18 protein-coding genes are annotated in these 20,923 nt (G+C 70.6%); 7 read left to right on the plus strand and 11 right to left on the minus strand.

The window, feature by feature from the left end; all coding sequences use genetic code 11:
- Positions 1-131: 131 nt before the first annotated feature.
- The 6 genes from C503_RS0114480 to C503_RS0114505 all read right to left on the minus strand — a co-directional run bounded on the left by C503_RS0114480 (position 132) and on the right by C503_RS0114505 (position 6,236).
- A complete protein-coding gene (locus tag C503_RS0114480; RefSeq protein WP_018682933.1) occupies positions 132-824 on the minus strand; it encodes an ABC transporter ATP-binding protein in 693 nt (230 codons plus the stop codon).
- On the minus strand, positions 821-2,554 hold the full coding sequence (locus C503_RS0114485) for a branched-chain amino acid ABC transporter ATP-binding protein/permease (RefSeq protein ID WP_018682934.1): 1,734 nt from the start codon (positions 2,552-2,554) through the stop codon (positions 821-823). Before C503_RS0114485 ends, C503_RS0114480 begins: the two co-directional genes overlap by 4 nt.
- On the minus strand, positions 2,541-3,401 hold the full coding sequence (locus C503_RS0114490; RefSeq protein ID WP_018682935.1) for a branched-chain amino acid ABC transporter permease: 861 nt from the start codon (positions 3,399-3,401) through the stop codon (positions 2,541-2,543). The genes C503_RS0114485 and C503_RS0114490 overlap by 14 nt, the downstream gene beginning before the upstream one ends.
- A 30-nt stretch (positions 3,402-3,431) precedes the next feature.
- Positions 3,432-4,625 (minus strand): ABC transporter substrate-binding protein, encoded by a 1,194-nt coding sequence (locus C503_RS0114495; protein WP_018682936.1) that lies wholly within the window; start codon positions 4,623-4,625, stop codon positions 3,432-3,434.
- A 420-nt stretch (positions 4,626-5,045) separates the two neighbouring features.
- The gene (locus tag C503_RS0114500) at positions 5,046-5,432 is read right to left on the minus strand and encodes a nuclear transport factor 2 family protein (protein ID WP_026316314.1); all 387 of its coding nucleotides are present in this window, start codon (positions 5,430-5,432) and stop codon (positions 5,046-5,048) included.
- Positions 5,433-5,468: 36 nt separating this feature from the next.
- Positions 5,469-6,236, minus strand: coding sequence for a MoaF C-terminal domain-containing protein (locus tag C503_RS0114505; protein ID WP_018682938.1), 768 nt, complete (start codon positions 6,234-6,236; stop codon positions 5,469-5,471).
- Between the two features lie 145 nt (positions 6,237-6,381).
- Between C503_RS0114505 and C503_RS0114510 the strand changes: the two genes are divergently transcribed.
- Positions 6,382-6,738, plus strand: coding sequence for a hypothetical protein (locus tag C503_RS0114510; protein ID WP_018682939.1), 357 nt, complete (start codon positions 6,382-6,384; stop codon positions 6,736-6,738).
- A gap of 2 nt (positions 6,739-6,740) precedes the next feature.
- On the opposite strand, the gene C503_RS0114515 is transcribed toward C503_RS0114510, so the two are convergent.
- The gene (locus C503_RS0114515) at positions 6,741-7,478 is read right to left on the minus strand and encodes an SDR family NAD(P)-dependent oxidoreductase (RefSeq protein WP_018682940.1); all 738 of its coding nucleotides are present in this window, start codon (positions 7,476-7,478) and stop codon (positions 6,741-6,743) included.
- 144 nt (positions 7,479-7,622) lie between these two features.
- Between C503_RS0114515 and C503_RS0114520 the strand changes: the two genes are divergently transcribed.
- The 3 genes from C503_RS0114520 to C503_RS0114530 all read left to right on the plus strand — a co-directional run bounded on the left by C503_RS0114520 (position 7,623) and on the right by C503_RS0114530 (position 11,512).
- Positions 7,623-8,411, plus strand: coding sequence for a molybdenum cofactor biosynthesis F family protein (locus tag C503_RS0114520; RefSeq protein ID WP_018682941.1), 789 nt, complete (start codon positions 7,623-7,625; stop codon positions 8,409-8,411).
- Between the two features lie 162 nt (positions 8,412-8,573).
- Positions 8,574-8,915, plus strand: a complete 342-nt coding sequence (locus C503_RS0114525; protein ID WP_018682942.1) for a VOC family protein — start codon at positions 8,574-8,576, stop codon at positions 8,913-8,915.
- Between the two features lie 179 nt (positions 8,916-9,094).
- Positions 9,095-11,512, plus strand: coding sequence for an ATP-binding cassette domain-containing protein (locus tag C503_RS0114530; protein WP_051114827.1), 2,418 nt, complete (start codon positions 9,095-9,097; stop codon positions 11,510-11,512).
- Between the two features lie 88 nt (positions 11,513-11,600).
- Here C503_RS0114530 and C503_RS0114535 read toward each other — a convergent pair whose 3' ends face one another.
- Positions 11,601-13,049, minus strand: a complete 1,449-nt coding sequence (locus tag C503_RS0114535) for a GMC family oxidoreductase (RefSeq protein WP_018682944.1) — start codon at positions 13,047-13,049, stop codon at positions 11,601-11,603.
- Between the two features lie 143 nt (positions 13,050-13,192).
- The gene (locus tag C503_RS0114540; RefSeq protein WP_018682945.1) at positions 13,193-13,588 is read right to left on the minus strand and encodes a YchJ family protein; all 396 of its coding nucleotides are present in this window, start codon (positions 13,586-13,588) and stop codon (positions 13,193-13,195) included.
- 147 nt (positions 13,589-13,735) lie between these two features.
- Here C503_RS0114540 and C503_RS0114545 point away from each other — a divergent pair, with 147 nt between their 5' ends.
- A complete protein-coding gene (locus tag C503_RS0114545; protein WP_018682946.1) occupies positions 13,736-15,241 on the plus strand; it encodes an alpha/beta hydrolase in 1,506 nt (501 codons plus the stop codon).
- Positions 15,242-15,483: 242 nt separating this feature from the next.
- Here C503_RS0114545 and C503_RS0114550 read toward each other — a convergent pair whose 3' ends face one another.
- The gene (locus C503_RS0114550; protein WP_018682947.1) at positions 15,484-16,980 is read right to left on the minus strand and encodes a hypothetical protein; all 1,497 of its coding nucleotides are present in this window, start codon (positions 16,978-16,980) and stop codon (positions 15,484-15,486) included.
- Positions 16,981-17,289: 309 nt separating this feature from the next.
- Here C503_RS0114550 and C503_RS39365 point away from each other — a divergent pair, with 309 nt between their 5' ends.
- Both C503_RS39365 and C503_RS39370 read left to right on the plus strand, forming a co-directional pair.
- A complete protein-coding gene (locus C503_RS39365) occupies positions 17,290-18,843 on the plus strand; it encodes an amino acid adenylation domain-containing protein (protein WP_018682948.1) in 1,554 nt (517 codons plus the stop codon).
- 186 nt (positions 18,844-19,029) lie between these two features.
- The gene (locus C503_RS39370) at positions 19,030-20,178 is read left to right on the plus strand and encodes an alpha/beta fold hydrolase (protein ID WP_211222393.1); all 1,149 of its coding nucleotides are present in this window, start codon (positions 19,030-19,032) and stop codon (positions 20,176-20,178) included.
- On the opposite strand, the gene C503_RS45925 is transcribed toward C503_RS39370, so the two are convergent.
- Positions 20,143-20,790 (minus strand): WD40 repeat domain-containing protein, encoded by a 648-nt coding sequence (locus C503_RS45925; RefSeq protein WP_156893217.1) that lies wholly within the window; start codon positions 20,788-20,790, stop codon positions 20,143-20,145. The genes C503_RS39370 and C503_RS45925 overlap by 36 nt on opposite strands.
- Positions 20,791-20,923: the final 133 nt, after the last annotated feature.

A 20,923-nucleotide genomic window follows, 5' to 3' on the forward strand; every position in this document is an offset into this window, starting at 1 on the left:
CAGGGATGCCCGCCCGTTCCGCGTCCATGGGACCAGGATCCGACAAGGGACTCCCGGATTCGCTCGCCGGGACAAGGGAACGGGCCGGTGGCGCCCCCGCGACGCCACCGGCCCGTTCGGTCGGTCCCTCGTTACTCGCCCAGGTACGCGGAGTGCAGCGTCTCCGGCGAGTCCAGCAGCTCCTTGGCGTCGCCCTGGAAGGTGACCCGGCCGGAGGAGACGACCAGTGCGTTCTGCGCGACCCCGAGTGCCAGGTGGGTGAACTGCTCCACCAGCAGGATCGCCGCGCCCTCCTCGGCGAAGCGGGTCACCATCGGCAGCAGGCGGGTGAACACGACCGGCGCGAGTCCCAGCGACATCTCGTCGATGAGCAGGAACTTCGGCCGCGCCGCGAACGCGCGCGCCAGCACCACCATCTGCTGTTCGCCGCCGCTGAGCAGCGCGGTCGGGGAGTTGCGGCGCTTCTCCAGCTCGGGGAACAGCGCCAGCACCTCCTCCACGCGCGGCCAGGTGCGGGCGGTCAGCTTCAGGTTCTCCAGCACGGTCAGGCCGGGGAACACCGCGCGTCCCTGTTCGATGTGCGCCAGCCCCTGCTTGGCGCGCGCGACCCGGGACTGCTTGGTGATCTCCCGGTCGCCGATGTGCACCGAGCCGGACGCCGTCGGGACGATGCCGGAGATGGCCTCAAGCAGGCTGGTCTTCCCGGCGCCGTTGGGGCCGACCAGCGCGGTGATCCGGCCCGGTTCGAGGGTGAACGCGACGTCCCGGATGACCGGGCCCGCGCCCCGGGTGACGGCGACGTCCTGGACTCGCAAGGCGCTCACAGCATCTCCGTTTCGCCCATGTAGGCCTTGAGGACCTCCGGGTTGGCCAGCACCTCGGCCTGCGGGCCGCTGGCCAGCACCTGGCCGAAGTCCAGCACCGTGATCCGGTCGCAGACCGAGCGGACCAGGTCCAGGTCGTGCTCGATGAGCAGCACCGACACGCCGAAGCGGGCCGGGACCTGGCGCAGCCGCAGGCCGAGCGCGACGTGCTCCTCGTGCGGGAGACCGGCGGCAGGCTCGTCGAGCAGCAGCACCTTGGGCCGGGCCAGCAGGTGGCCGACGATCTCGACCAAGCGGCGGGCGCCGACGTCGACCCGGCGCAGCGGGGTGCGGGCGGGCGGGCAGCCGAAGAACGACAGCGCGTCGTCGATCTCGGCCGCGCCGAGCCGTCGCCGGGCGACGAAGCGGACGTACGCGCCGACGGACAGACCGGCGGGGACGCGGTCCTGCTGGAAGGTGCGGCGCAGGCCCGCGCGGGCGCGCCTGGTCGGCGACAGGCCGTTGAGCGTGCCGCCGTCCAGCTCCACCGTGCCGGTGGCCTGCGGGAGGAACCCGGAGATGATGTCGACCAGGGTCGACTTGCCCGCGCCGTTGGGGCCGATCACGCCGAGCACGCCGTTCGCGGGCACCTCCAGGTCCACTCCGGACAGTGCCTTCACCTCGCCGAAGCTCACGCTCAGGTCGCGCACCACCAGCACCGGCTCGCCGAGTGGCGGCAGCTCGATCGACTCGTCCGGCGGCGCGGTCAGTTCGATACCGGCTGTACCTCTGGCGGACTTCGCCCGCCTGCGCCACAGCTCCCGAACAGCCGTACCGAGGTTGCCACCGGTGGTGAGCGCGTGCGTGCCGAGCAGGCCGAAGATGACGAAGCCCCAGTCCTGCGGCACGCCCCAGCGCTTGAGCAGCTCCGGCACCGCGACCCAGAGGATGGCGCCGAAGATGGCCATGTCGATCAGGTGCGCGCCGGACATGATCGCCAGCACGTACAGCGCGAGCGACTGCATGGCCGAGAAGCTCGGCGGGTAGACCTGGCTGACCTGGCCCGCGAGCAGACCGCCCGCGACACCGCCGAGCGCGGCGCTCACCGCGAACGCGGTCAGCTTGGAGGTGCGCACGCTCGCGCCCGCCGCCGCCGTGCCGCGCTCGGAGAACGCCACCGCCTGCCACCCGCTGCCCCAGCGGCTGCGCCGCACGAAGTAGACGGCCAGGCAGCACACGGTCAGCACGATGGAGGCGAGCCAGAAGTACTCGCGGTCGGTGGAGAACATCTCCGGGCGCTCGATGGAGATGCCGTCGACCGTGCCGGGGAACTGGATCTGGATCAGCGTCAGGTCGGCGGCGGCGGCCAGGCCGAGGGTGACCACGGCCAGGTTGATGCCGCGCAGCCGCAGCGCGGGCAGCCCGACCAGGATGCCCGCCACGCCCGCGGCCAAACCGCCGCACAGCAGCCACAGCAGCAGGCCACCGGGGGCCTCGATCTTGTTCAGGTACGACACGACCCAGGCGCCGACCGCGGCGAAGGTCAGCTGGCACAGCGAGATCATGCCCGCGCTGCCGGAGACCACGCCCAGCCCGAGCAGGGCGATCCCGGCCACGATCGCGGTGATCCCGAGGAACACGAAGTACCCGTCGAGACCGACACTGAGCTGGTAGCCGACCGCGACCGCGGCCACGGCGAGGACCAGCGGGACACCGAAGCGGGTCAGCGGGCTGTTCTCAGCGCGCGGCATCCCATACCTCCTTGCGCTGCGACCACAGCAGCAGCCCGACGATGACGAGGAACGGCAGGAAGTAGCGGACCACGGAGAGGCTGTCGACCTGGGCCACGGCACCCTGCGCCATGCCGAGCACCAGACCGCCGATGACGGCGAGGTCGAGCCTGCGGAAGCCGCCAAGCAGGGCGGCCGCCGAGGCGGGCACGACCAGCATGGCCAGCGAGGTGGCGTCGTTGGACTGCGACGGCGCCACGATCGAGATCACCAGCGTGCTGAGCAGGCCGGTCGCCGCCCAGACCGCCACGCTGAGCCGCTTGGCCGGGATGCCCATCAGCTCGGCGGTGGTGGGCCGCTCGGACAGCGCGCGCAGCTCCAGACCGAACGAGGTCTTGCTGAGCACCGCGCGACAGCCGATCGCGATGACGATGGACAGCACCACCGTCACCACGGTCACCTGGCTGACCGTCACGCCGCTCACCGTGAACGCCGGACCGTCCAGCAGCGCGTGGAACGGCTGCGGCTTGTTGCCGAACAGGATGAACGACAGGGAGATCAGCAGCAGGAGCACGGCGACGGTGACGGCCGAGCGGGTGCCGATGTCGGCCTCCGCCAGCCAGGTGGAGATGATCCACCCGAGCAGCGCGCTCAGCGCGGAGCCGAGCACGATGCCCACCACCGTCGCCGCCCACGTGGGGAGTCCCATGTGGATCGACAGGTAGACCGCGACGTAGCAGCCGAACATCCCGGTCGCCGACTGTGCGAAGTTGACCACCCGCACCAGCCGCGACATGAGAGTCAGGCAGACGGCCAGCACCGCGAACAAACCGCCCGCGGCCAGACCTGCCAACGCTCCTTGCAGCATCGAGAGTTCCCCTTGCCTTGCCTGGTGGGACTAGTTCTTCGGGATGCGCAGCCAGTCCTGCGCGGACAGCTCCCACTTGTTCGTGCCGGACATCAGCTTGATCGGCCAGCCCGCGGTGTTGTCGTGGTGCTTGTCGGCCTTGCCGAACACGTACGGGGTACCCACCATCGGGTCGGAGATGGGCTGCATCTCCTGCAGCGCCTTGGTCACCGACTCGCGCGTGATGTCACCCTTGATGCCCTTGATGACCTGCAGGAAGTACTTGGCGGCCAGGTAGCCGCCCTGGCTGAACGAGGTCAGCGGGATGTTGTTCTTGGTCATCAGCTCCCGCCACTCCTTGTTCTGCGCGGCGTCGGCGTCGGTGAACGGGTAGAACTCGGCCGGGACGTAGATGCCCGCGCCCGCGTTGCTCACGGCCTTGGCGTAGTTCTCGCTGTAGACCGAGGTCAGCAGCAGCCAGGTGACGTCGTTCCAGCCCTGCGCGGCGGCGGCCTTCAACTGGCCGATGGAGTCCGGCTCGACCGGGTTGACCGTGATGGCCTTGCAGCCCGCGGCACGCGCCTTGACGATGTAGGACGTGTAGTCCGAGCCGCCGTAGGGGACGGTCGCGTCCATGTAGGTGAGCTTCTTGCCGGTGATCTTGGTCCACTCGTCGATCGCGGCCTGGTAGGAGGGCAGCGTGTTGCCCGCGATCTCCAGCAGCGCGCAGATGTTGTCCTGGTGCAGGACCTCGGAGCCGTAGAGCAGGGTCAGCGTCATGTCGTGGTACGGACCGACGTTGGCCGGGGAGATGTTCGGGCTGTTGAAGCAGGCCGGGTCGACGCCGATGCCGGACATCGACAGGATCTTCTCCTGCGCGTAGTACTTGTTGTTGATCTCGCACTCGATCAGGCTCGACGAGCCGACCAGCGCGACGGCGTTGTCCGAGCCGACGATCTCGCGGGCCGCGGCGGACGCGGCCGCCGGGTCGCCCTTGTCGTCGAGCGCCTTGTAGGAGATCTGGCGCCCGTTGACGCCGCCCGCGGCGTTGGCGGCGTCGAAGACCGCCTTGGCCGCGGCGGACGACTCGGGGAAGGTCGCCGCGCCGCTGAGCGCGTTGACCGAGCCGACGACGATCGGGCCGGTGGAGCCACCGCCGCTGCCGCCGTCGCCGTCCTTCGCACACCCGGCGGCGGCGAGTGTGACCGCGGCGGCCACGGCCACGCCACGCATGATCTTTCTCATAGCGGTCCCTGTCCTGGTTTCTCGGCTGCGGTCGCTTTCGCGCGCAGTGCACGGGATCTGTGAGGTGGAACGGAACCCTACGAGCGGGTATGGCGAGCGGCCTTGACTTTGCGGGCACGCGTGTTGTCTCGCCCCGCACAGGGTGCGACCTGCGTCACCTGTGCAGCCTCCCACAGGTGAGGGCGACTCACCCGGCAAACACGCGCGGCCGCTCCCGGACAGGGGCATGCCCGGGAGCGGCCGCGTGCCGCGTTCGTCGGAAACCCTCACGTGATCAGCTATATCGCGTCACGTGGTGCTCCGACTCGCTTTTTTCGGACTTCGGCCCCGACGGGCCGGTACTTTCCCGAAACCACAGCAGTTTCGGAAGAGCGAAACGATGCCGATTCGATAACTACTTCGACGGCACCGGTGGATCGACTAGTCGATCGCGGCGACGACCGGTGCGGAGTCGACGATCTGCTCGAAGCTCACGCAGGTGTCGCCGTCGAACTTCCACACGTGCGCGACGCGCGCGGTGAACGCACGGCCGGACTTCTTGTTGGTGGCCGCGTACTCGCCGAGGCCGACGACGGTCTGGCCGCCGTCGACCAGCTCGGCGAGGGTGAAGGTGTAGCCGTCCCAGTCCCGGCCGATCGCCTCGAACACGTTGGCGCGCACCTCGTCCGGACCGGTGTAGGTACCGGCGTAGGGGAAGCCCGCGGCCTCGGTCCAGGTCGTGTTCGCGGTGATCGGGGCGAGCATGCCTGCAAGGTCGCCGCGGTCGCTGGCCGCGTAGTGCGCGGCCACGATGTCCACACTGGACAAAGTTGTCTCCTGGTTTGGTTGTGCCGGACCGGTCGGCTAGACCGGCTGGACGTCGGGGTAGGTGACCGAGCCGAGCGGGTACACGTGGCCGCCCGCGGTGGAGTGCTCGGACTGTCCCTCGCCGTTGAGGCCGAGGAAGATACCGGTGGTGCGCAGCGCGATCCCGAGGTCGTGCAGCCAGACGCTGGCCACGGCGATGCGGAACTCGCGGAAGCAGAACAGGTAGAGACCGTCGGCGAACTTCCACACCGTCGACAGGTCCATGTCGCCGTGCCCGCGCTGCACGCCCTCCAGGCACTGCCACGCGTACCGCTGCGAGGACACGTACACGTGCTCGTAGAGGTGGTCGGGGCTGTAGCGGTAGAGGTTGCGGCGGCCGATGAGGTCGCGGGACGGGCCGGGGGCCTCGCCGGTGGGCTCGCCGCCGTTGGTGGTGCCGGTCCAGAAGGTCTGCTGCACCTGCGGGGTGCCCTCCACCGCCTCCTTGCCGATCACCGACAGCACACCGAGCGCGCGGTGCGTGGTGGTGGAGAAGACCAGGGTGAGCGCCTCGCCCTCGACGCTGGTCAGCGGCAGGTTGACGAAGAAGACGTCGTCCCGCACGGCGATGGCGTCGTAGGGGTCCCGGACGCCGTTGCAGGTGACATGGGTGGCGTCCACGAACCGCAGATCGAGCACCGGCCCGTCGTCGAGGGCGACGACGAGCTCACGGCCGGTCAGGTCGGCTTGGGGCAGGCGGTAGGTGGCGATACCCGCGGCGAACTCGTCGTAGGTGCGCCACTCGTCCTCGGGAGGAGTCGACATGGGCCCATCGTGCGAGCCTGCCGCCGGGTCGGCCAGCCGGGCCGTTCGGGCCGGGCGCTGGCAGGCAACAGGTGGTCGCTCGGGGTCAACTCGCCCGTTCGGTCACGATGTGGTAACTGTGCCAACGGGACGGAGGTGGGTCCGGATGGAGCCGGAACGGCGCAGGTGGCGCAGGGTGGTGCTGATCAACGCCATTCTCGGCTACCTGGCGATCCTGCCGCTGGGCATCGTCGTGCTGACCTTGCGCGGAACGGTGTTCGCGGACCCGGGCCGGGTCCGGCCGGACGCCGGGGCGGACAGTTCGGCGGGCGGCAACGTGACCGTGGGACTGGTCATGGCGTGCGCGGTGATCGCGGCGTTCACCCTGGTGAACCGGTATGTGCGCTACTCGTCCGGGCTGCGCGGGCCGCGGTTCTGGCTGGTGAGCGCGGCAGTGGCGGTGTTGCCGTTCACCGCCGCGCTGCTGTGGCCGGGCAGGTGGGCCGACCCCCTGACATGGTGACCTCAGGCGGGGAAACCCGATCGCGCCGAGTAGCCGAAGTCGGTGAGCAGGGCCTGGCCGTTGACCGCGCGGGCCGGCGGCGAGGCCAGGTAGAGCACGTGCCCGGCCACCTCGTCGGCCGTCTGCACCGGGAAGTCCGCCTGGTCGAGCGCGGCGTCGCCGAGATCGCCGCGGGCCATCGGGGTGTCCACAATGGAAGGACAGACGCAGTTCACCCGAACGCGGTCGAACTCCACCGCCAGCGCCCGGGTCAGCGCCACGACCGCCCCCTTGGACGCGCAGTACGGGACCATGCCGGGCGCGGACACGAACGCGGAGTCGCTGGCCAGCAGGACGATCGCGCCGCCGTCGGACAGGTGCGGGTAGGTGAGCTTGGCCAGCAGCAGCTGCCCGGTCACGTTCACCGCGAGCACCGCCGCGATGTCCGCCGCCGACGTCTCCACCAGCGGCGTGCCGACCGGGCCGGAGATGCCCGCGCAGCCCACGACCACGTCGAGACCGCCGAGGTGCGACACCGCCTCGGCCACGGCGGCACCAAGGTCGGCCTCGTCGGTCACGTCCGCGCGCACGGTGTGGATGGCGGGGATGGCGGGGAGGGCGTGGATGTCTGTCGAGCCGACCGAACGGTCCAGTGCCACCACCCGGGCACCCTCCGCCGCGAACGCCCGCGCGCACGCCAGCCCGATACCCGAGGCACCACCGGTGACCAGCACGTTCTTGCCTGTGAGCGACAGCTGCATGAGGTCATCCTGCGCTGGCGCGCGCGCCGCCGTGTTGGCAGCCAACGCACCGTCCTTGTCCGGAACCGCACGGCGCCGGGCCGCCCGTTCCACCGCGCACCGTCGTCCCGCGAGACTGCCGGCACGCCCAGAAAGGAATGCCTCATGACCGAGACCGCGTTGACCCTGTCGGACACCTCGACCTGGCTGCCGCTGGACGGCCTGGCCCCCGGTTTCGACGCGAACAAGGCCCCCACGGTCGGCGACCTGCACGGGCGCGAGGTGGTGCTGGAGGGCCCGGACGGCCCGCTGCTCACCGCCCGCTTCGCGGGCAACCGGGTCGAGTGGGACGGCGGCTCCGACGCCTGCGAGACCTTCCTGGTGGACGACGACCTCTACTACACCCAGTTCCACCCGGAGTCGCGTCCGAACCAGGCGCTGTCGCTGTTCCTCGACCTGCGCAACGGCCGCGCCCTCCTGGTCACCACCATCATCGGCGAGGACGGCACCCCGCGTGTCACCCAGCGCTTCGAGCCCGCCACCCTCCGCGACGCGGACGTGTTCGGCGACGCCCCGGCCCCGTCCCGCGCCCTCATCGGCCGCCGGGCGATGTGGGTGTACAGCGAGCAGCACGCCTACGAGCACGTGTACCTGAGCCCGCACTGGTACACCTGGCAGTGCCTGGCGGGCCCGGAGAAGGGCCTGGCCGACACCGACGAGAACTCGGTGTGGCAGCTGCGCCCCGGCATCTACGTGTTCACCTGGCGCGAGAAGGTCATCCACTGCGCCTCGGTGACCGTCGCCGACCACCGCGACATCCACCGCCTCCGCTCGCACGGCGTCCTCTTCGGCCTGAACGAGTCCGGCGACGGCTCCACCCACTTCACCTTCGGCGCGCACGGCCGTCTCCTCAGCAACACCGTCCACCCCGAGGAGTACGACCCGGCGCTCTGACCGAGCCCCGCACCCCGGCCCTCTCGCCCACCACGGGCGAGGGGGCCGGTCTCGTTTTCGCCACCCGGGCGCCCCGGTGCGGACCGATCAGGATTGGAGAAGCGCGGTTCCGTACCCGGCTCCTACTGTCATGGGCACAGGAACGACAACCCGGGAGCGACAATGACCAACCAGGGCATCCAGACCGTGCTGCACCCCGTCACCGACATCGAGAAGGCCAAGCCCGTCTACACCGCGCTGCTCGGCGTGGAGCCCACGGCCGACAGCCCCTACTACGTCGGCTACGAGGTCGCGGGCCAGCAGATCGGCCTCGTCCCCAACAGCGGCATGACCTCCCCCGTCGCGCACTGGCACGTCACGGACATCAAGGCCAGGCTCGCCGAGGTCACCGCGGCGGGCGGCACCGTCAAGGACGAGCCCCGCGACGTCGGCAACGGCCGCCTGGTCGCCACCGTGACCGACCCCGACGGCAACGTGCTGGGCCTCATCCAAGACCAGGCTTGATCCGGCCGCGCCCCCGCTCCCGCGGGCACGGGAGCGGGGCGGTCGCTCGATCGGGTGGACAACCGGATCGGGTGGCGAGTGGATCGTCGGACCGCCTGTGGACAAGTCCGGGCGGGGCGGAGCGGACCGGAAGTACCCTCGAAGCCGGTCGGGTGATCGGCGGGCAAATGGAGATCAGGATGAGCAGGGCCAAGTCGCGACAGGCCGCGCAGGACGTGGACGTGCACCGGGTCATCCGCGTGCTGGGCGCGCGGGAGAACAACCTCAAGGACGTCAGCGTCGAGATCCCGAAGCACCAGCTGACCGTGTTCACCGGGGTGTCCGGCTCGGGCAAGAGCTCGCTGGTCTTCGACACCATCGCGGCCGAGTCGCAGCGGTTGATCAACGAGACGTACAGCGCGTTCGTACAGGGCTTCATGCCGACGCTGGCGCGGCCCGATGTGGACGTGCTGGCGGGCCTGACCACGGCGATCATCGTCGACCAGCAGCGGATCGGCTCCGACCCGCGGTCCACCGTGGGCACCGCCACCGACACCGGCGCGATGCTGCGGATCCTGTTCAGCAGGCTGGGCAAGCCGCAGATCGGCTCCCCGCAGGCGTTCTCGTTCAATGTGGCGTCGATCAGCGGCGCGGGCGCGGTCACCGTGGAGCGCGCGGGCCGCACCACCAAGGAGCGCCGCAGCTTCAGCATCACCGGCGGCATGTGCCCGCGCTGCGAGGGCCGGGGCGCGGTGAACGACATCGACCTGACCCGGCTGTACGACGAGAACAAGTCGCTGAACGAGGGTGCGATCACCATCCCCGGGTACAGCATGGACGGTTGGTTCGGCCGCATCTTCAACGGCTGCGGCTTCTTCGACGCGGACAAGCCGATCCGCCGGTTCACCAAGCGGGAGCTCAACGACCTGCTGTACAAGGAACCGACGAAGATCAAGGTCGAGGGCATCAACCTGACCTACGAGGGGCTCGTCCCCAAGATCCAGAAGTCCATGCTGTCCAAGGATGTCGACTCGCTGCAGCCGCACATCCGCGCCTTCGTGGAACGCGCGGTCACGTTCACCACCTGCCCGGAGTGCGCCGGTACCCGGCTGTCCGAGCTGGCCCGCTCGTCCAAGATCAAGCGCATCAACATCGCCGAGGCGTGCGCGATGCAGATCAGCGACCTGGCGGAGTGGGTGCGCGGCCTGAACGAGCCGTCGGTGGCCCCGCTGCTGGCCGCGCTGGGCCACGCGCTCGACTCGTTCGTGGAGATCGGCCTCGGCTACCTCAGCCTGGACCGAGCCACCGGCACCCTGTCCGGCGGCGAGGCACAGCGCACCAAGATGATCCGCCACCTCGGTTCGGCGCTCACCGACGTCACGTATGTGTTCGACGAGCCCACGATCGGCCTGCACCCGCACGACATCCAGCGCATGAACGAACTACTGCTGCGCCTGCGCGACAAGGGCAACACGGTCCTGGTGGTCGAACACAAGCCGGAGACCATCGCCATCGCCGACCACATCGTCGACCTGGGGCCCCGCGCGGGCAGCGAGGGCGGCGAGGTGATGTACGAAGGCACCCTCGACGGCCTGCGCGCGGCGGGCACCCTCACCGGCCGTCACCTGGACGACCGCGCTTCCCTGAAGCCGTCCGTGCGGACGTCGTCCGGGGCCATGGAGGTGCGCGGCGCCAAGACCCACAACCTGCAGAACGTCAGCGTGGACATCCCCCTGGGCATCCTGGTCGTGGTCACCGGCGTCGCGGGCTCCGGCAAGAGTTCCCTGATCCACGGCTCGGTCGCCACCCGCGACGGTGTCGTCTCGGTCGACCAGACCCCGATCCGAGGCTCGCGCCGCAGCAACCCCGCCACCTACACGGGCCTGCTGGAACCCATCCGCAAGGCCTTCGCGAAGACCAACGACGTGAAACCCGCCCTCTTCAGCGCCAACTCCGAGGGCGCCTGCCCGGCGTGCAACGGCGCGGGCGTCATCTACACCGACCTCGCCATGATGGCCGGTGTGGCCACCACCTGCGATGTCTGCGAGGGGCGTCGGTTCGATGCCTCGGTGCTGGACTATCACCTGGGCGGTCGCGACATCAGCGAGGTCCTTGCCATGCCGGTGAGCGAGGCCGAGGAGTTCTTCGCTGCCGGTGAGGCACACACTCCGGCCGCGCACGCCATCCTGAGGCGGCTGGCCGATGTGGGGCTGGGGTATCTGACGATCGGGCAGCCGCTGACGACGTTGTCCGGGGGTGAGCGGCAGCGGTTGAAGCTGGCCACGCATATGGCCGACAAGGGCGGGGTCTATGTGCTGGACGAGCCAACGACCGGGCTGCACCTGGCCGATGTGGACCATCTGCTCGGGTTGCTGGATCGGCTGGTGGACGCCGGGAAGTCGGTGATCGTCATCGAGCATCACCAGGCGGTCATGGCACATGCGGACTGGATCATCGACCTGGGGCCCGGGGCTGGGCATGATGGTGGGCGGGTGGTGTTCGAGGGAACTCCGTCCGACCTTGTCGCCTCGCGCGCGACGCTTACCGGGCAGCATCTCGCCGATTATGTCGGCGCGCCCGCCAAGGCTGCTCGGTCTTCGCGACAGAAGGCCAAGTAGCGGCTTCCGGAAAGACTTTGTGCGATCCCCTCGGGCGGACTGACGGGAAAGCAAAGAGGGGCCCGGCACAGCCGGGCCCCTCAAGCCATCAAGACGTCATGAACGAAGCAGCCTGCTCCCCGATCAACGCAGCAGGCGCATTGGTATTCCCCGAAATAACCACCGGCATCACCGAAGCATCAGCAACCCGCAACCCACTCAACCCATGCGCCACCAGGTCAGCCCCCACCACCGACAGGGAATCATCCCCCATCTTACAAGTCCCCACCTGGTGGTGATAGGTAATAGCCGTCCGCCGGACATAATCCTCAACCGATGCACCAGGCTCCGGGTACAACTCCCGAGCCCCCCACTCCTCAGCCAACGCAGGCGCCGCCCCCAACCGCCGACACTGCTCCACCGAGGCCACCAGGCTCTCGAAGTCGGCGGGGTCAGCCAAAGCGGCCAGATCAATCAACGGCTCATCGCGCGGATCCCCGCTGACGACCCGAAGCGACCCACGACTACGCGGCGAGATCATCCCCGCCATCAACGTGAACCCAGTGGCAGGCCCGGTCATCCACGGTTCGTACATCGGCACACTGAAGTGGATCGGCTGAGTGTCCGGCACCGGCAACCCCGGCTTACTCCGCCAGAACAGATGCGTCTGCGTCACCGACCGCCCGGACCGAGGCGGCTCCACCTCCCGCCGGTCCGTCGCGAAGATCACCGGGGACAGCAGGTGGTCGTGCAGGTTCTGCCCGACCCCGGGCATGTCCAGCACAACGTCAATCCCCGCGGCGGCCAGATCGGCAGCGGGCCCGACCCCGCTCCGCAGCAGGATCGCGGGCGAGGCCAGCGCACCCGCGGCAAGGACCACCTGATCGGCGTACAGGTTCTCCACCACGCCATCACGTTCCACCGCCACACCGACCACGCGAGTGCCCTCGAACAGCAGTCGGTGGACCAGCGCGCCCGTGTGCACGGTCAGGTTGGGCGAGCCCAGCACCGGCTTCACGTACGCGATCCACGTGTTCACCCGACGCCCATCACGGGCAGTGATCTGCTCGATCGACACGCCGTCGAGCGTGTCGCCGTTGTAGTTCGGGTTGAGCTCGATGCCGATCTGCTGGGCCGCGTCCAGGATGGACTGCTGGATCGGGTGCAGCGGCTCGTTGGCCTCGACCGGCAGCAGGTCCTTCTCGATGCGCTCGTACACCGGCAGCACGTCCGCCCAGGACCAGCCGGGCACGCCCCAGCCGTCGTAGTCGTAGGCGGCGCCGCGGACCCAGATCATCGCGTTGAGCGAGTGCGAGCCGCCGAGGACCTTGCCGCGGGGCAGGTGCAGGCGGCGGTCGGCGGCGTGCGGCTGGGGGACGGTGTAGTGGTCCCAGTCCTCCGGGCCGTGCCACAGCTCGCCCGCCCGGGACGGGTCGTGGATGGCCGGGTTGGTGTCCTCGCCACCGGCCTCCAGGAGCGTGACCCGGGCCCCGGCGTCCACCAGCCGCCTGGTCAGGACCGATCCCGCCGTGCCTGCTCCGACCACGATGACGTCCATTGCGCCTGCCTTCCCGTGTGCTTGGCCACAGCTTGACCCGACTCCGGGCGGTCGGCCTCCCCTGGCGGGCGATTCCTTCACCAAGGGACAACATTCGTGCCGCGCGGGTCAAGGGCGAAACGGTCACACAGCGTGACGAGTTCCTAGTCGACCTGGCCGTCCAGGTACACCCACCGACCGCCATCGCGGGTGAACCGGCTGCGTTCGTGCAGTACGCCGGGGTGCCCGCGGTGGCCGTCGTGGGCACTGTGGCGGTAGTGGGCGTTGAACTCCACCGTGCCGTTCGCGTGCAGGAGGCCGCCGCCGGTGGTCTCGACGATCTCCAGCCGGACCCAGCGCTGGTCGGGGTCGAGCACGAGTTCCCCCGGTCGGGTGTCCGGGTGCCAGCTGCGCAGCAGGTAGTCGACGTCGCCGAGGGCGAACGCGCTGTAACGGGAGCGCATCAGGGCCTCGGCGGTGGGCGCCGGGGTGCCCGCGTGCGCGCGGCCGCAGCAGTCGTCGTAGGGCAGGCCGGTTCCACAGGGGCAGCGCTCGGGCACCCGACCAGTATCCCCATCGGCCACTGTGGACCCCCGGGTGGGCGCGCATGCGACCACGGGATGACAAATGGTCCAGACCTTGGTGGGAGTCCCGGCGAGGTCCCGACCCCTTAGAAACGGAGGCGCACCCGAGGAAGAGGGGAAGACATGTGGAAGAGGACCGTGGCCGCGCTCGCCGTGGCCACGTTCGCGGCGGGGGCGCTGCCCGGCGTCGCCGCGGCGCAGGCCCAGGCGCGCGGGCTCGACTGGAGACCGTGCCCGGCCGACGGCGGACAGCAGTGCGCCCAGGTCCAGGTGCCGTTGAACCACCGCGACCCGCGCGGCCGCGAGATCACCCTGGCGGTGGCGCGGATACCCGCGAGCGACCAGCGGCACCGGATCGGGTCGCTGTTCATCAACCCGGGCGGGCCCGGCTTGTCGGCGACCGAGAACCTCGGGAGCTTCGCCACCGCGCTGGGCGAGCGCATCCGGGCCAGGTACGACATCGTCGCGATGGACCCGCGTGGCATCGGCGGCAGCACGCCGCTCGACTGCGATCCGAAACCGGGGCAGCCCGCGGCGGCCCCGCGGCCTGAGCAGCCGTTCCCGATCTCCGCCGAGGAGACGCGGGTGTGGCAGGAGTTCAACCAGTCCCTGCGCGACCGGTGCGCGCGCAATGGCGGCGACCTGCTCAGGTACATGTCCACCGCGGACGTCGCGCAGGACATGGACCTGGTGCGGCAGGCCGTCGGGGACGCCCGGCTGAACTACTACGGCGCGTCGTACGGGTCCGTGCTCGGTGCCACCTACGCGGCCATGTTCCCGAACCGGGTGCGCGCGATGATCGTGGACGGGGTGGCCGACCCGGTGGCGTGGACGACCGGCGGCCGCGAGCGGCAGTACCTGTACAGCGCGCGGGTCGGCAGCGCCGAGTCGACCCGCGAGGCCATCACCAGCGCGCTGGCCGAGTGCGACCGGGTCGGTCCCGCGCGGTGTGCGGCGGCCGGGTCGGCCCGGCAGAAGTACGACGCGGTGCTGGCGCGGCTGCGGCAGGGGCCGATCGAGGTCGAGGGCAGGCAGCTCACCTACCAGCTCGCGGTCTCGCTGCTCCAGCAGCTGTCGACCACCGCGGCCAAGTACCCGGAGATGATGGCCAGCATCGAGCAGCTCTACCAGGCCATCTCCGCAGGTGACGTGGATGTGGCCCCGAACACCCCGGCCCCGGGGGCGCCCGAACCGGACACGTTCGGCGCGACCCCGGCCAACGCGGCCATCGCCTGCGCGGACAGCGTCAACCCGGGCGACCGGGACGCGGTCACCCGCTCGGTGGACTGGGCCAGCCGCACCGGGCGCGAGTTCGGGCCACTGTGGAGCTGGGACGGCTCGGCTTGCGTGCGTTGGCCGGTCACCGCGCCCAATGCCTTCCGCGGGCTGTGGTGGACCTGGACCGCGTCCCCGATGCTGATCGTCGGCAACACGCACGACCCGAACACGCCCATCAGCGGCGCCAAGGCCCTGCACCGTCTGATGCCCAACTCGCGTCTGCTGACCGTGGACACCTACGGCCACACCGCGTTGGACCAGAAGTGCGCCGTCTCGGCGTACGAGGGCTACCTGCTCGACCGCAAGTTGCCCCGCGCGACCTGCGCCGCGAACGGTCCGCTCTTCCCCTAGGACAGTGCCCGTGTGCAGGACCGGCTTGCCTTGTCTCGACAAGGCAAGCCGGTCCTTCGCGTTCGGGTCGGCGGTTGTCCACAGCCGAGTTGTCCACAATCGCCGAAGTTGTCCACAGGCTCGTCGAAGCGGCTCGACGTGGATCGACGGATCCCTCCAGACTGACAACGGAAGCAGTCGAGCCTCAGGAGGCAGTCATGTCGATCATGTTGGTACGCCGGGAAAGCCGGATCTCGATCAGGTCAGCGCAGGGCGCGGACGCGGTTGTCCAGGGCCGCCACGAAGGTGCGGTACCTGGCCTCGGCGACCGCGGTGCCTGCGTCGATCATCACCACGCCGAAGCGGCCGATCTCCAGGGCGCCCAGCATGTAGGCGACCGCGCCCGCGCGTGGGCCGGGGCGGTAGTGCAGGCCGCAGTCCATCAGGATGTCGATGACGTCCGAGGGGGACAGCGCGCGGTATTCGGGGCGGTACAGGCGATCCGTGGCGACGTAGCCGCGCGGAGCCCCGGTCGGGTCGAGGTACCGGCCGGTCGTGGGGTCGTAGCCGCCTTCCACCAGGCCGTGCAGCAGGTAGAACGGGGCCGTGCCGCCGCCCATCCGGAGGTTGATCTCCAGGGCGTAGTGGCGCCAGTCGTCGCCGGTGCGGGCCGAGACGAAGTCGACACTGCAGATGCCGACGATGCCGCGGGCGGCGAGGGCCTGTCCGGCCTGGGCTGCCAGGTCCTGGATCTCCAGGCGGTAGGCGGCGCTGGCCGGGAAGGCGCAGCCCGCGAAGATCTGCCTTGGCTCGCCCTCCAGGAGCTGGTCGTGGGTGGAGAAGACGGTGGCGGTGCCGTCCGGGGACATCAGGATCTGCGCCGACGGCGAGGTGATCTCGTCGGCCTCGACATGCCGTTCCACCACGCCGCCCATGGTGTCGAGCTGGCCTCGGTAGTTGTCCCAGGTGTCCGGTGGCGACGCGAACACCGCGCGGCCGGGCAGCTCCCGGCGCACCCAGTCGACCAGGCCGGTGGCGGGGGCGCCCGCGTACTCGAACAGCACGTTGCCGCCCGCGCCGAAACTCTCGTTGAGCTTGACGATCGCGCCGCGCAGCGCGGGATCGCGGCCGCGCAGCTCGGCCAGCGCGGCGACGACGTCGTCGGTGTCGCGCAGGCCGTCCAGGCCCTCCACCACCGGCACCCCGGCGGCGGCGAACAGCCGTCGGGAGCCGGTCTTGGAACCGAGCACGGACTGGTCCGGGTCGGGGGCGTAGAGCGGGATGCCGAGCTCGACGGCGAGGGTGCGCTCCAGTGGCGAACCGTTGAACGCCACCAGCACCGCGTCGTCGCGGTCGTGCACGGCCGCGCGCAGCCGGTCGAGCAGGTCCGGCCTGCGCAGGATCTTGGCGCTGAGCGGGACCGGCTCGCGGCTGGCGCAGTCGAGCATGGTCAGCCGCCTGCGTGCGTGCGCGCGCGGCAGGGTGGGCACCAGGTCCAGCGCGTAGTCGACCACCTCGGGGGCGATGGCCTCGCTGGTGACGTAGACGATCTCGGTACCGGGGTGGCGCAGCCACTGCAGGGTGAACAGCAGCCGCTCCTCGTAGTGGCTCACCCCGGGGATCTTCACCAGGCCCGCGTCGTCGAGGGTGATGCTGGGGATCACCACGACCGTGCGCGGGGTCCCGGTACGGCGGAACGGGTCCGGCAGCCTGCGCTGGGTGGAACGGAAACTCTCGAATTCCTGCACCTGGTTAAGCATGGGTCCACGGCTCCTTTCGCACGGCGGCCCGCGAGCGCGCCCGAAAGCGTAGTGCGATCAGCGGTTGACGGAGAGCGACACCCATTGCACCATGGCAGAACGCCGCTCGACGTCGTTCCGGCACCGGGGAAACCGGTCGGACGGCTCGGCATCCCGCACACCCGAGGCCCAGGAGGCCTATCGAGGACTGCCTTCCCGAGGACTGAGTTCCTGACGACTGCCTTCCTGTCGATCCATGGCCGGGTCCCGCGCCGCGCGGACCCGGTCCGCCAGCCCCACCCCGCGTCCCGATCACCGCTGGAGGTGCCGGTGCCCCCGCCGAGAACCGTTGCGGGACAGGCGAGTTCACCCGGAGGGACGCTGACCGCCCGGTTCGCCGCCGCGGTCGCGGCCCACCCGGACCGGATCGCGGTCACCGACCCCGGCGGCGAGGTGACCTACCGGGAGCTCGACGCGCGCGCGGACGCGGTCGCCGCCGCGTTGCGCCGCACCGGGGTCGGCCGGGACACCGCCGTGCCGCTGCTCGCCGAGGCCGGGATCGACCTGGTCGTGGGCATCATCGGGGTGCTCAAGTCCGGCGCCGCCTACCTGCCGGTCGAGCCGACCACCCCGATCGAGCGAATGCGTTGGCTCATCAAGGATTCCGGCGCGCCGGTGGTCCTGGCCACCTGCGCGACGGCGGGCCGGTTGGACGCCGACCAGGTGCGGGTGCTCATCGACGATCCGGGGCAAGGGCCGGAAGTCCCGGCCAGGCAGGCGCGCGGCGGTGACCTCGCCTATGTCATCCACACGTCCGGGTCAACGGGTCAGCCGAACGGAGTCCGGGTCGAACACCGCAGTGTGACCGGCCTGTTCGACCGGACCGCCGGGCCGTTCCGGTTCAGCGAGCGCGATGTGTGGACGCTCTTCCATTCGGCGACGTTCGATTTCTCGGTGTGGGAGATATTCGGCGCGTTGCTGCACGGCGGCCGCTTGGTCGTGGTTCCCGAGGAGGTTTCCCGCGCCCCGGCCCTGTTCGCGGCGCTGGTCGCCGAGGAGCGGGTGACCGTGCTGAACCAGACCCCGTCCGCGTTCCGGCGGTTCGCCACCGCGGCCGCGGTCCCGCTGCCCGCCCTGCGGCTCGTGGTGCTGGGCGGCGAGCGCCTGGACGTCGGCATGCTGGCGCCGTGGTTCGAGCGCTTCGGCGACGCCGATCCCTTCGTGGTCAACATGTTCGGCATCACCGAGGTCACCGTGCACGCCTCGGCCCGCCGCATCACCCGGGCCGACCTGGCCACCCCGACTCTGAGCCCGATCGGCGTCCCGCTGCCGGTCGCCCGGTTCCACGTCCTGGACGACAACGGCGACCCCGCCGACGAGGGCGAGCTGTACATCAGCGGGCCGTGCCTCGCCCGCGACTACCACAACCGGCAGGCCCTTACCGCGCAACGCTTCATCCGCCTGCCCACCGGCGAACGCGCCTACCGCACCGGCGACCGCGTCCGCCGCCTGCCCGACCGCGAGTACGCCTACCTTGGCCGCCTCGACGACCAGCTGACCGTGCGCGGCTTCCGCGTCGAGCCCGCCGAGGTCGAGTCGATCCTGGCCGCCCATCCCGGCGTCATGGCAGGCCTGGTGACCACCCGCGACCACGGCGACGGCGACATCCGCCTGATCGCCTACCTGGTCCCGTTCCCGGAGACCCCGACCGACGCGGTGCGGTGGCACCGATTACGCCGGGAGATCGCCGAGCGGGTCGAGGCCGCGCTCCCCCGCCACCTGCACCCGGCCGAGTACGTCCCGATCGAGGCACTCCCGCTGACCCGCAACGGAAAGCTCGACCGGCACGACCCGACCACCCCGGTCCCCGCCCGCCGCCCCTGACCGTGGCCACCCACGCCCGGGTGGCCACGGTGCGGCGGGTCGGCCGGTGGCTCGTCCCGGGGTATCGACGCGTCTGCTGCGCGGCCGATGCCCCGGGCGGGCCACCGGAGGTGCGCCAGGACGTGGATGTGCCGGTTCGGCGGGTTCGAGGAGTGCCGCGGGGTCGGTAGTTTCGCTGTCGTGGTGATGGCCGAGGTGAGTGAGGTGGCCGCGCGGATCGCGACGGCGGTGGCCGATGTGGCGCCGTTGTTGGGAGCGTTGGGCGACTCGGTGCGGGTGGTGCTGGACGAGCGGGCACAGCCGGTGCTGGACGAGATGACCGCGCTGCTGGGGGTGCCGAGCGTGCATGTCGTGCCCGCGGCGGAGCTGGGGGTCGCCGAGACGGTGATCACCCGGCGGCTGGCTCGGGCACCCTTGACCGCGCCGCTGCCGTTGGGGGCGTTCGACGCCGTGCTGACGCTGCTGCCGAGACCGATAACCGTGCAGGCCGTGGACGGAGCACCGTTGCGTTGCTACGTCGAAGGTCCCGTGGGCGCGCCCGCGGTGGCGTTGGTGAACGCGTGCGGGATGCCGGTGGGGCTGGTATCGCGCTGGGTGCGGCAGTTGGCGCGGCGGTACCGGGTGGTCACCTGGGAGAGCCGGGGGATGTTCGGGTCCGGGCTGCGCCTGGATTTCGAGCACGACCTGGGCGCGCAGGCGGCCGACCTGGTGGCGGTGCTGGACTGGTTCGACCTGCGGGACGCGCATGTCCTCGGGCTGTGCGGCGGGGCGGCGATCGCGTTGGCCGGGGCGGCGGCGTCGACGCGGGTCGGTTCGTTGAGCCTGTGGCACGGCGATTACCACCTGGGCTATGCGACACCGCGGACCGAGCGTCAGCGGGAGCTGGTGGCGTTGTTGTCGATGGCGGGGCAGAACCGCGAACGGGCGGTGGCGGTTCAACGGGACTTCGTCACGACCGTGGACACTCTCCGCCCGGACATCGCACACCACCTCTACTACCCGTACGCCACGCCCGAACTGCTCCACCGCTACGGCAGGCTCCACGGCGCGGTCATGACCACCGACTGCGCGCCGCTCCTGTCCTCGGTAAGGCAACCCACCCTCGTGGTCACCAGCCACGACGACACCACCGCCCACCCGCACGCCTCCCAGGAGATAGCCACCCGACTACGACGCGCCCACCTGCACCGCCTCCCGCACGGCGACCAACTCACCGCCTACGACGCCGCCCCGCCCCTGCTCGACCTGGCCACCGGCTTCATCGCCGCGACCGTCGCCTGGTGGTTCAGGTCACCGCGGTCACCACCACGGACGCGGCCGCCGACACCGCGGTGACCACCCACGGCAGCACGTCGCCCAGCTGGGCCCGGAGGAACCGGAACCCGAGCACCCCGACCCCGGCCGTGACCAGGCCGACCAGGGCGCGCCGCCACCAGCGCCACCGCAGTCCCCTGTGGACCGACCGGACCGACCGGAGCGCGGCGGTCGCCGCGTCGCCGAGCACGCCCGCGCCAGCGAACGCCCGTCCACCGCGACCACCGCGTGCAGCTCGGCGTCGATGTCGGCCACCCGCTGCCACTCCTGGCTCATCACGCGCAGCCGCCCGTCGTCGCCGATGCTCGCGACCCACCCCTGGGTCAACGCGATACCGCGGACGGCGCGGCCGGAGGGCAGGAACGACAGCTGCGTGACGGGGCTGAGCAGGCCCGCGCGGACGGTCCACGATCGGACCCGACCATCCGCGCCCGCGCTGACGACCGTCTCACCCGAACCGGCCAGTGCGAGCGTCCCGCCCTGGTGCGCGTCCGTGGAGTCCTTGGGCTGTCCGGAATTTGTCTCGTACAGCCGCAGCGTCCCGTCGGCGCCACCGACCACGAATTGGTCACCTGCCGCGGTCGCGAGAATGGCTCGGATATCTGTCGGCAGCCGCGACGAAAAGGTTGCCATGGGGTTCCTATCGACGCTTATATATATGGTGTTGCATCGGCCAGGCGGTACACAGTGTCACGATCCGGCATCGGCGCCGGATACCGCTCGCGGTAATCCGACCACCCATGCGGGTGGTTGCCGAGTCGGTGCG

Source organism: Actinokineospora enzanensis DSM 44649, assembly GCF_000374445.1.
Lineage (GTDB): Bacteria > Actinomycetota > Actinomycetes > Mycobacteriales > Pseudonocardiaceae > Actinokineospora > Actinokineospora enzanensis.

Coding starts and splice junctions, on each gene's coding strand:
- C503_RS0114485 (WP_018682934.1), bottom strand. CDS start 2,554: ATGCCGCGCGCTGAGAACAGCCCGCTGACCCGCTTCGGTGTCCCGCTG.
- C503_RS0114490 (WP_018682935.1), bottom strand. CDS start 3,401: ATGCTGCAAGGAGCGTTGGCAGGTCTGGCCGCGGGCGGTTTGTTCGCG.
- C503_RS0114495 (WP_018682936.1), bottom strand. CDS start 4,625: ATGAGAAAGATCATGCGTGGCGTGGCCGTGGCCGCCGCGGTCACACTC.
- C503_RS0114505 (WP_018682938.1), bottom strand. CDS start 6,236: ATGTCGACTCCTCCCGAGGACGAGTGGCGCACCTACGACGAGTTCGCC.
- C503_RS0114510 (WP_018682939.1), top strand. CDS start 6,382: ATGGAGCCGGAACGGCGCAGGTGGCGCAGGGTGGTGCTGATCAACGCC.
- C503_RS0114515 (WP_018682940.1), bottom strand. CDS start 7,478: ATGCAGCTGTCGCTCACAGGCAAGAACGTGCTGGTCACCGGTGGTGCC.
- C503_RS0114520 (WP_018682941.1), top strand. CDS start 7,623: ATGACCGAGACCGCGTTGACCCTGTCGGACACCTCGACCTGGCTGCCG.
- C503_RS0114525 (WP_018682942.1), top strand. CDS start 8,574: ATGACCAACCAGGGCATCCAGACCGTGCTGCACCCCGTCACCGACATC.
- C503_RS0114530 (WP_051114827.1), top strand. CDS start 9,095: ATGAGCAGGGCCAAGTCGCGACAGGCCGCGCAGGACGTGGACGTGCAC.
- C503_RS0114535 (WP_018682944.1), bottom strand. CDS start 13,049: ATGGACGTCATCGTGGTCGGAGCAGGCACGGCGGGATCGGTCCTGACC.
- C503_RS0114545 (WP_018682946.1), top strand. CDS start 13,736: ATGTGGAAGAGGACCGTGGCCGCGCTCGCCGTGGCCACGTTCGCGGCG.
- C503_RS0114550 (WP_018682947.1), bottom strand. CDS start 16,980: ATGCTTAACCAGGTGCAGGAATTCGAGAGTTTCCGTTCCACCCAGCGC.
- C503_RS39370 (WP_211222393.1), top strand. CDS start 19,030: ATGGCCGAGGTGAGTGAGGTGGCCGCGCGGATCGCGACGGCGGTGGCC.
- C503_RS45925 (WP_156893217.1), bottom strand. CDS start 20,790: ATGGCAACCTTTTCGTCGCGGCTGCCGACAGATATCCGAGCCATTCTC.